We start from the raw sequence: 9,160 nt of genomic DNA on the forward strand, positions 1-9,160 counted from the left end.
ATAATCTCGAGGGTCTTATCCATCGAGCGTCCATCCGGCGCCTTGACGTCCGAACCATCCCCGGCGGCTCCTCGATGCTCCAATCGAGTGCACCACCACGGGACACTGTGGTGAAACGCCCCCGACCAGCGAACCACTGTTGCAGATAGTTACCCCTAGGCCCCTGAAACGCTGCGCGGCGGGAGTCTAGATCCTTCTGCAACAGCGTAGGAGCCGGCCCAATCCAGACCTTCAACTGGCTCTCAGGATGCTGCAGCGCGGCCCGTCGAACCGGCCGTTCGTTGCAGGCGAAAGACCACAGGTAAGATGGATCTACAAGTCGCGGGTTTTCCTGTCGTTCGATATCTGCTCGGCATTGCATGCTAGAAGAAAGATGATGCGCTAAGAGAGCCCGAGTGCAAGCAACAGCCAATCTTTTAAGCTCACAAGAAGCGCGGCCAGCTTGCCCCAGTACGGGGATGTAAGAATAGCTGCTGGCAATACCACGGCGGACTTGCCCAACGTTGATCCGAAGCTCTTACAAAATGCCTCGGCGGTTGTGTCCAGTTTGCTGCCAATCCAGCCCATGACGCGGTGGAGCAACGATGACTTCTTGGCTACCGCTTCAACGTCGGGTTGGTCAGATGTGAGTTCAGCCTCAATGACCTCCAAGCTTTCCGTGACATCGACTTGCTGTTCGACTTCAAGTTCGAACTCGGCGGGTGGTCGGTTGTGCCCAATTCCGCCATGTGCTGCTTGCTTGGGTAACGCTTCTTTCAACGCCGCAATCTGCTTGAGGAGTTCGGCGCGGGTGACTAGCTCATGCTCCCTGCCAACGTTGACCGGCTTGCGTTCGGCAGCGATCGCCGCAATGTCTTCGAAACCGTAGTCCTCCGGATCGAATTGCTCTGCCAACGCTTCTTCCATCGCGTCAATCATGTTGCGATGTTGACTGGATGGTGCCCAATCGAACGTGCCATCTTCTTCAATTCGCGATACTGCTTCAATAATTGCACGTTCTGAAACGATACTCTCGAAATTGTTCCGCAGCTCTTCTTCCGCGTTGTAAGGGCCACCGTGGATATACAAGTATCCGCCTTCGCGGCCATTGTAGGGCGTCTCATTTGCGGGATCTTCGTAGTAAAGCTGGAACCAGTTTACCAGGTGATCTGCCATAGCCGATTGCGTAAGGCTCTTTGCCCAGTCCGGAAACTGTTTTATGCGTTGGTAAAGACTCGCAGGATAATCATCGTCAAACTCCGGTTCGTGTTCCAATCCATAATCGAAGTCAGAAACAATGCGGTGTTTCCCAACGTCCGTCTCTTTGAAGTTCTCGGCGCCGGCGGGGTATTCCGTGACGGTCCAGCGAAGCTCGCCCAGCTCCTCGTGGTCAACTATGGCCTGATAAATCGCCTCCTGCCCCATGCTCCGCTCGCTTCCACCGATGGGCTCCCATTCGAGTTCATCGTCGTAAATCTGAAACTGCTCGGCAGTCTCGCCATGTTGAATCGTAGCAGTGCCTCGCGCATATAAGATCATTTCGAGCTCTCAATCACCACGTACAGCTCCTGCCAAACGTGTATCCAAACCTCGTATTTCTCGCCACCTATTTCCCTCGCAAGTTCGAAAACTGCTACTCTAGCAGAACGCGGGATAGATCGAGGCGGCTCGCAGCCGACCCAGAGCTGCCGTTGGTATTTTTCATGGATGCTGCAGTTCGACCTGCTGCTTCTGCAATTCGCTGCAATCGCGCAATAACTCAGTTGAACAGAAGGCATCCATAGGGAGCAATTCATCGACTTCATTCCGACCTCGCGGCGCTGACGCTCTGATATTAAACGCTTACTGGAGAGCCTTCAGTCCCGTGGCCAAGGGCCCCTTACGTGAGAAATCCAAGTCGAACTCGACTTCAGTTCCAACTTGAAGTCGATCCCACTCGTCATCCTCGGAGAGCTTGACGGGTGCAAAAATATCCTTTGGGCAGTCCCGGACGTTGAGAAATAGATATCCCCCAAGCATCTTTTTTACTCTGCCAGACCAGCAACTTAGACGTGGAGCCATCCACCTCCTTTCGATACGGGAAAGGGTAGGATAGAAGTCGCTAGGAGCGCGCTGCTCTATGTCTGCAAAAAGTGAATACGCTTGAACGAAGTCTTTGCAGACGAACTTATGGCAGGCCATCACAAACCTTGAGTGGTGTTCACGATCTCCGTTCACGCAACTCCTTGAGAGCAAGGCGACACCATTTGCATCAAAGAAGTCACCGCTTTCGATGAATCGAATATCTGCCAAGATTAGGAACAGCGATCGATCGGTTGGATCTCGCTCCGTGGCTGTTTCAAGGATTTGCCGAGCTTCTTGAAGCTCTCCGTCCTCGATAAGCCGCCGCGCGAGACGTCTCGCTATACCTGTGCCCTTGGTCGATTTTGCAAACGCTCGCTTTAGCAGGGCAGTGGACTGCGAGACTTCACCGAGCAAAGACTTCATTTTCGCCTTTGCTTCAAGGAACTCTGGGTCCTCAGGATACATGTTAAAGGCGCGATGTAGTGCCAGTTCGGCTGCTTCAATAGCTTCCCCGAGTTCCTCATCGTAGCCGGAGTTACGAGCTGTGTCTGCCTTAGCTAAAATATCAGCCAAATCGTCGACACGAAGCTTTGCTCGACCGCTCAAGACGTAAGGATTTGATTGGTCTCTTATCTTGTCTAATTCTTTCCGTGCCTGGGTCCGCAACGAACGTTTCGCGAATTCTGACTCGGCAGTCAGAGACCGGCGTCTTAGGACCGTTGAGTGGGTGTGTCTTAGCGATGGGTTCTCCGGCTCCATCGCTAACGCTGTTTGACTATGTTGCTCAGCTAGAGCCAAGTCGCCGGATGCATGTGAGTACTCGTAAACCGCATTCTGCTGCCATAGAAAGGCGCGCCTTGGGTTTCTCACACGCGCAACTTCAAAGACTTCGCGCCCCAAGTGAACCTCTTCAAATGTTTCCGCCAAGGTTCGCCCTCTTGCCAACTGCGACAAAGCGACTTCGTCTGACCTGAAACTACAATCGAGCCCATCAATCAGCCTAACCAATTGATCACGTCGAGCTTCATCCGTCACGCAAACGCGGTTGAATAGGATTTCACTAACCAACGCATGACGTGTTCGATACTCCCAGTCGCCTGTGATAGAGTTTTGTGAAGTCAGCACCAAGTCTCGAAGCGGCTCAAAAAGTTCGACCTCGAAGTCTCTGAAAGAGATTTGGGATATTCTCGAAATCGCACCTGCTCGAACCGGTACGTCAAATCGATGAAGCGTACATATGTCTAAATATAGTTGCTGGGCTTCTTCGGGCTCAACACGGTCAAATTCATCGAAAACTATATCAGCAAAAGGCTTACCGCGAGTTATCTCATGCAACGTGACCAAGAGTTGCCGATCAAGTTTCTCGGTAACCGTCTTGAAGCGTTCTTCTGCCGAAAGCGTGCTAAGGGCGCCCAGGCATCCAAAATGTTCAAGTTTTTCGAGTAATTCAGACACTTCCCGCGGTGATAGCTTTCCTACTTCAAAGTAAGTTGGAGCGTATTTCTCAAGCCTTTGGCAGAACATTGACCACTCATTTCGCCGCTCCGCAGTCACGAGAGTCAAAGGGATGTTGTTAGCTCTGACCGCCGCCAATATCTCCTCGATCTTCTCGGCGTTTAGCGCTGCTCGATCCACGAATGCGAAGATCCGTCGTCCGATCAAATCATTTAGTTCCTTTAGAACGTTGAGCTTTAGCTTAGAGTCGTCGTTCATCCAGATGACGAATTCGTTAAACGAGGTAGCAAGTTCGAATGCAGCGCGGCGCAATGCAATAGATTTCCCAAATCCCGCTGCTCCAGAAATTACCGCTAGCTGACTCTCTGTATCGTCCGCTGACGCCGCGAATTCGAGAAGCAGCATCGATGCTCTGCGTTGCACATCGAAGCCTGCTTGAATCGCGCCCCAACTCTGATCGTATCCAGAGTAGAACCGCTCAGCCTTCACTGACTCCGTTGGCATTCCTGAAAATAAATGGGTGAACTCGTCTTGGAAAGCATGAGCGGTCTCGTCTGACTCTCGCTCTGAGACGCGGAAGTATTTTCGATAGGGTTGCTCCACAACTTGCTCGGTTCTAGGCGGAACGCGGAGCAACGGTGGAAGCGCATCAAATAAAGATGCGAGAAACTGATCGAAACGTGCTGGTATCGCTGTCACTCGTCGTGTCGCCCACATCGTGATTTCTTCAGGCTCGAATTCTGGAGAGACCAAATAATACATGGGACGGGCATTTGATGTGCTGTTTTCAACCAAACGTCTTATATGCAAATCGTCTAAGCTGTGACCGCAGAACACCATTGGGTATTCACGCCCTAGTTCCTCAATTCGACTGTAGAGATTCTGTCTGTTGGCCTCATGATTATTGTATGTGTTTGGCGTCAAAACTAGAAGAATGTCTGCGTCGTGAACGTGTTCGACGCACCCGTGAAGCTTCACATACTCTAAAGGGAATGAGTGTTGCCGAAGCATGGTATCTATTGGTTGGTTGTCCTTGACCCTAGGCACCAGTGATTGCAGTGCGTCGTTAGTCCTCTGATATGCTTTCTCGACAAGTAGGTCATAGTTTGTTGTCGCGACAAGTCTCCAGCGGAATTTTGGAAGCAAGAGGTGCGCGCTTGTCGGTTCAAATGGCTCAAAATAGTCTCGGAGCCATTGGTTGAATTGGTTTTCCCCCGCTTGAGAAAGTGCAAGTTCTGAGACTCGCATTAAGTCGCGGCTCTTAAATCTCTCGTTCAGAAATTTCTCCGCAATATCGGATGCCAACTGCCTTGCAGTTGGTATTTTTCTTTTCTTCGCATCAAGTGAGCCTAGCGATGCGCCGGAACCAAGCAGCAAAATCACACGTTGCTCCCGCATCGCGTCGACAAGTTGAGCTGGAATGTCAATTTTCTTCACTTGAAACCCTAAACGAGATCAGCCTTGGTTCAGGTGGAGCATCGGATATGTAGCCGAGTTTTCCAAGGTCAACCTAGCACTTTCTGGGTCTTGCAGAGTTTTCAGCTTCATCATCCTGACTTCAGGCACCCGATATGCGTTCAAGGTCCGCTTTGGAGATCTGCTGCGTAATTCCTTACGCCTGCAGCGAAGGTCAGCTTCCCGCCCTTCTGTGGAAAAAGAGGCGTTTGCGCGCGCAGCAAGTCGTTGGTGATGCTGGCCGATCGGCCCTCCGGCTCAGGGCGTTACCGGCTTGGGCGGCAGCGGGAAGGTCTTCGCGAGCTTTCTGAGGTTCTGGGCGATGGTGGCGAGGAGGAACGCGTCGCCGGCGCCGCAGGGTCCGCGTAGTCGGAGGCGGCCGAGGCCCAGCATTCGCTTGAGGCGGGCGAACAGGATCTCGAGTTTCTTCCGAAGCCGCATCGAGATCACGTAGGCTTCGGTCCTAGCGATCTCGCGGGCGACGGTCCGGTACGGGCGGCGGTTCTGCAAAGTTGGATGCGGGGTCCGGGGCTGACCGGGCTTGGCGTCGCTGTAACGGGTGGCTTCGGACGCCTTGGCATTGATGACCAGGTGCTGATGTACTTGGTCCCCTTCGCTCAAGCGACGATGAAGACGCGCCTTCATGCAACCAGATTGTTCCAAGGCTAGAACTTCAGTCTATGTGCCACGCGGATCAGTCGGTCATGCCGGTCTGCGATCGAGACGGATTCCATGCCGTTCGCTAAAGGCGAGTATCGGTTCTAGCAACTGCCGGAGCTCCTCAGACGCTCCCGGAGGCAGCTCTCCGTGGCCATTCTCGGCCTGCCCCCTCTCCATCTCCTCGAACAGTTCTCCACACCTTTCATCGGTCAGATGACCGTAATGTTCCGCGGTGATCTGCTCGCGCTCATGGCCCATGTTCTGGGACCACGCCTTCCTCTGTTCCTCGGTCAAGGAGAGCGTGCCGCGGAGGGCGGCGATGGTGTGCTTGGCGGCATGGGGCGTGTAGCGTTTGGCGCCGGCCCTCGACGCCGCCGCGAAAGCCTCGGTCACGGCGTGCGGGCTTGTCATCACGGGCGCCGCCTCGCGCTGCAGGCAGCGTCCGACCGTCCTGCGCTCGATCCAGTCGCCAGGGGGGAACAGGGCTCCGTCCTGCGCCGCGACCATCGCCTCCATCTCGTCAAGCCAGTCCAGGACCGCCCGCTCGAACACGACCGGAACCGGGAACCACCGGACCCGCAGGCTCTTACCATTCTTGGTCCGAGAGATCGTTCCGTCCTGCACGATGATGCGCTCCTGCGGCAGGACGTGCCCCAGGCGGAGGGACGTGATCGTATCTGCCCTGAGCGCACCGAGGAATGCGATCGCGAAGAGCGCCCGCGCTCTGAGTTCCAACCGTGATTGGGCGGGCATCGCAGCGAGCATCTTCTCGGCTTCCTCGATGTTCGGATACGCTCGCCTCGCTCTGGGCAGGGCCCTGGCGTACTCGCTCCGAGATAGGTGCAGGTAGTCCGGCAAGTCCTGTGGCAGGCTCTCGAACCCCTTCTGCTTGAGGAGCCAGGTCAGGAACTCCCGCACGTGCGAGAGCTTATGCGAGACCGTCGACTTCGAGAGCGCGATCCCATCCTTCGCCGCAACGGCTTGGCGCATGTGCTCCCGATATTTGGCGACATCCTCTTGGTCCAGCTTCGCGAAGGGCTTTCCGCAGACGAAGCGTTCGAACTCGCGGATCGCCGCGAGGTGCCGGTCCTGCGTCTTGGGACTGTGCTGTCCCAAGCGTCGCTGCCAGGCGGCGACCGTTCGGTCGTTGCGAAGATGAATGACCGTTGGCTCGGCGGGGGCGGCATTCCCGGTATGAGCGGGGACCGAAGTCTTTCTTTCGTGTGCGCGGTCCCCGCTGGTGTTGGGAATGAGTTCTCCGTCCAGAAGCGCCAGATCGAAGGGCGAAGCGGGTTTGTGGACCATTCGGTTACATTCCGGACACTCGCCCGAGAGCCAGGGATTGCCGCGACTGTTGTCGCGGCGCCGAAGGGCCGTCGGGTCCGGTCGGACGGCGGCGCGGCAGCCCAGGCATCGGAACTCGCCGGCGTGCAGCGACCGCGTCTCATAACGGGCGCGCCGCTCCTCGTGGAACTGCTTCACCATCGCGCCGCGAAAGACGTACGGGGTTCGCCCGTCATCGGATGGCGTCAGTCCGGCCTTCACCCAATTTGTCACCGTGTTCCGGGTGATATCGTAGAGCGCGATCAGATCGTCGACGGTGTAGACCCGATGCTCTTTTGGCCGGACGCCGCGATAGGAGCGGGCCACCGGTTCAGTCCGCCCGGCCGCCCGGCGCGGCGGAAACCGGGATCCATCTCGCCGACACGGACCGTTCCGAGCGGGTCACGACAGACCGTCCGCGCGCATGGGCTCAACGCGCCGCGCCTCGGCCCATTCATTCAGGTCGGCGCCGCGATAGACGATCTTCCGGCCGAGCTTGTAGAAGGCCGGCCCCACACCGCGATGCCGCCATTGCGCGAGTTTCTCGCGACTGCCGATCAACTCCAGCTCGGCATCGCCGAGGACGTAGATGCGCTCGTCATCGAACAGGCTCCGCGTCACCGATCATCCTTCCATCGAACCCGATTGGAGTGGATGACTGGCAGGATGAGCGGGTGCGGCGAAACTCCCCGATCTCAAAACCGGGGAGGCTTGAGCCTTGTCATGTAACGAAAAATGAGTTGCGCGCTCGGGTCGACATAAGGCTTTGAGGTGCCCCGCGGACAGTTCTCGGACAGCAAGCGACGGTAATTCTCCGCTCGGGCAAGGACGACCGGCGACACTTCCGGATCGTCGTCGAAGTCCATGAGGGCCAACCCCAGGTGGATCACGCCCCGGTAGGTCTTCCAGATTTTGCGAAGCGTGTCCTGGTCTCTCGCGCCGCGGATCGCTTCGGCCCGTCCAATTGCTTCGATGTCCGTCAGGATCCCGGTCTCGCTGTGCACGCCGCGGAACGTGCCCTCCAAGATGCTTCGGACGACGAGAAGGCCGGTTTCTCTCGCGATGTTCAGACGCCGCTCGGCTCCGGCCTCGTAGCGTCGCACGGTCTCGGCGAACTCGCGGGCGGCGGTGTCGATCTCCTCGACCCGTCCGGCTGCAGCTCTCATTGTTCGAACGAGTGAACTGCTGGTCAGCCAGTCGGGACCGTCGGGATCGAGGACTTCCGCTGGCGAAGCCGCAATAACCTCATAGCGAACGTTCTCGATCGCCCTCAGCCGCGCCTCCCGGGTATCCTCACTCAGCGCGATGTCGAAGAAAGGCAGGTATCGCAGCTCGGCATCGCTGATGCCGACGATCGGATCGTCGAGCAGCGCCTCAACCGCGCGACGCAACGAACCGGCTCCATTCCTCCATCAGCCGACGCCGCCGCTCCAACAGGTCAGAGCGGGCATAGGACTGCTCCACCGCCGAGCCGACGCGATGCGCCAGGCACATCTCCGCCACCTCGCGTGGCGCGCCGGCCTCACCCGCCCAGTCCCGAAAGCTCGAGCGGAAGCCATGCACCGTCACCCCCTCGATCCCCATCCGCCGCAACAGCATCACCATCGACATGTTCGACAAGGGCGCATGCCGCTTCTGCCCCTCGAAGACGACCTCTGACCCCAGCGGCTCCTGCGCCCCCAAGAGGGTGAGCATCTCCTCCGTCAGTGGCACCCGGTGCTCGGCACCGGCCTTCATTCGCTCGGCCGGTACCGTCCAGAGCCGCCGGACCAGGTCGATCTCGGCCCAGCGCGCACCCAGGACCTCGCCTGTCCGCGCCGCGGTCAGGCAGGTGAACATCAGCGCGCGGGCCGCGGTCGCGTCGCGCTCGCGCAAGCGGGCGTACAGGTCCGGCACGTCCTGCCAGCGCATCGCCCGATGGTGGGTCGCCCGCGCCCGCACCTTCGGCAGAACGCCGCCCTCCCGGATCGCGGTCACGGGGTTCTCCCCCTCCCGCAGACCGCGCGAGCGCGCGACGTCGAGCACCGTCTTGATCCGCTGCGCGAGGCGCTTGGCCGTCTCATGCTTGCTTGTCCAGATCGGCGAGAGGCAGGCCAGCACCTCGGGCTGACCGATCCGGTCGATGGCCGTGCCACCGATCTGCGGAAAGGCGTAGGTCGACAGGGTGTTGATCCATTGCTGTCCGTGCTTGGCATTGCGGAAGGTCGGTAGCCGTTCCTCATGC

Annotated in this window: 7 protein-coding genes; all 7 read right to left on the bottom strand. The window is 57.7% G+C overall.

What is annotated here, in order from left to right; genetic code table 11:
• Positions 1-381: 381 nt before the first annotated feature.
• Positions 382-1,518 (bottom strand): hypothetical protein, encoded by a 1,137-nt coding sequence (locus jaqu_RS21900; protein WP_043920335.1) that lies wholly within the window; start codon positions 1,516-1,518, stop codon positions 382-384.
• 303 nt (positions 1,519-1,821) lie between these two features.
• Entirely contained in the window at positions 1,822-4,935 is a 3,114-nt protein-coding gene (locus jaqu_RS21215) for a P-loop NTPase (RefSeq protein WP_141134393.1), read from the bottom strand.
• A gap of 276 nt (positions 4,936-5,211) precedes the next feature.
• The gene (locus jaqu_RS22430) at positions 5,212-5,598 is read right to left on the bottom strand and encodes a transposase (RefSeq protein ID WP_052501060.1); all 387 of its coding nucleotides are present in this window, start codon (positions 5,596-5,598) and stop codon (positions 5,212-5,214) included.
• A 57-nt stretch (positions 5,599-5,655) separates the two neighbouring features.
• Positions 5,656-7,263, bottom strand: coding sequence for a tyrosine-type recombinase/integrase (locus jaqu_RS17660; protein ID WP_043920337.1), 1,608 nt, complete (start codon positions 7,261-7,263; stop codon positions 5,656-5,658).
• A 75-nt stretch (positions 7,264-7,338) separates the two neighbouring features.
• Entirely contained in the window at positions 7,339-7,557 is a 219-nt protein-coding gene (locus tag jaqu_RS17665; protein ID WP_043920338.1) for a helix-turn-helix domain-containing protein, read from the bottom strand.
• 74 nt (positions 7,558-7,631) lie between these two features.
• Positions 7,632-8,327, bottom strand: coding sequence for a hypothetical protein (locus tag jaqu_RS17670; RefSeq protein ID WP_043920339.1), 696 nt, complete (start codon positions 8,325-8,327; stop codon positions 7,632-7,634).
• Positions 8,311-9,160 (bottom strand): tyrosine-type recombinase/integrase (locus jaqu_RS17675; RefSeq protein WP_043920340.1); only part of this gene is annotated, 850 nt, incomplete at its 5' end. The genes jaqu_RS17670 and jaqu_RS17675, both read right to left, overlap by 17 nt.

The organism is Jannaschia aquimarina (assembly GCF_000877395.1).
GTDB classification, from domain to species: domain Bacteria; phylum Pseudomonadota; class Alphaproteobacteria; order Rhodobacterales; family Rhodobacteraceae; genus Jannaschia; species Jannaschia aquimarina.

Excerpts from the sequence above, each read along its gene's own strand:
- jaqu_RS21900 (WP_043920335.1), bottom strand. The coding sequence starts at position 1,518 with ATGATCTTATATGCGCGAGGCACTGCTACGATTCAACATGGCGAGACT.
- jaqu_RS22430 (WP_052501060.1), bottom strand. The coding sequence starts at position 5,598 with ATGAAGGCGCGTCTTCATCGTCGCTTGAGCGAAGGGGACCAAGTACAT.